Source organism: Paenibacillus sp. AR247, from assembly GCF_002968895.1.
Classification (GTDB): domain Bacteria; phylum Bacillota; class Bacilli; order Paenibacillales; family Paenibacillaceae; genus Paenibacillus_AQ; species Paenibacillus_AQ favisporus.
In genome coordinates this window covers 1-914 of the sequence record NZ_PCZT01000051.1, presented here as the reverse complement: position 1 = coordinate 914, position 914 = coordinate 1, and the positions used below count along the sequence as shown (strand labels likewise).

Sequence of the window (914 nt, the reverse complement as noted above, 5' to 3'; positions counted from 1 at the left end):
TTCTTATGGTAGGGTCTCCACCATTATGCAAGGTGAGAAACTGCTGCATCTCCCGAATGGACATCCCAATCGCTCGAAAGTAACTGATAGCTTGAAACCATGCAATATCGGTCTCTGAATACTGACGATATCCATTTTCGTCCCGTTCTATACCGTCAATTAACCCGATTTGCTCATAGTATCGCAATGTGCGGATGCTTAATTCCGTCTCTTCTGCAACTTGTTTGCTTGAAAATTTGTTTTCCATATTTTTATTATAGCATGGGTTCGAACTGTATTGCTATCGAGTGCACTCTATACTTTATCATTTCAAATGTAATGATTTTCATTTTAGGAGGAATACTTTATGCGTGTTTTTGTCACCGGAGCAACTGGATACATCGGCTCCGCCATCGTGCGCGAACTGATCGGCGCGGGGCACGAAGTGCTCGGCCTCGCCCGCTCAGACGCTGCCGCCGCCGCACTGTCAGCGATCGACGTGAAGGTGCACCGCGGCGATCTGGAAGACCTCGACAGCTTGCGCGCCGGCGCCGACGCGGCGGACGGGGTCGTTCACGTGGCCAACAAGCACATCTCCGAGACCACGGACCCGTACGCCCGCGCCCAGGTAGAACGCAGCGCGGTTGAGGCGATCGGTGCAGCGCTCGAAGGCTCTGACAAACCCTTCCTGTTCACCTCGGGAACTTTGGGCCTCACACCCGGGCGCCTGAGTACGGAGGCGGACACCGGCGATCTCCAAGGGATGGGGGCACTGCGGCTTCCAACCGAGCTCGCGGTGATCGCGATGGGCGAGCGCGGCGTGCGCTCCTCCGCGGTACGGCTCGCGCCGCTGGTGCACAGCGAGGGAGACCTCAAAGGCTTCATCCCGACTCTGATCGGCATCGCCCGGGCAAAGGGAGTGTCCGCCTATGTCG

2 protein-coding genes are annotated in these 914 nt (G+C 56.6%); one reads left to right on the top strand and one right to left on the bottom strand.

The annotated features are described in order from the left end of the window. The coding region (locus CPT76_RS35625; RefSeq protein ID WP_146116554.1) for a MerR family transcriptional regulator at positions 1-247 on the bottom strand (247 nt) is incomplete at its 3' end. Between the two features lie 99 nt (positions 248-346). On the opposite strand from CPT76_RS35625, the gene CPT76_RS35620 reads away from it, so the two are divergent. Then, on the top strand, positions 347-914 hold a 568-nt coding region (locus CPT76_RS35620), incomplete at its 3' end, for an NAD-dependent epimerase/dehydratase family protein (protein ID WP_146116553.1).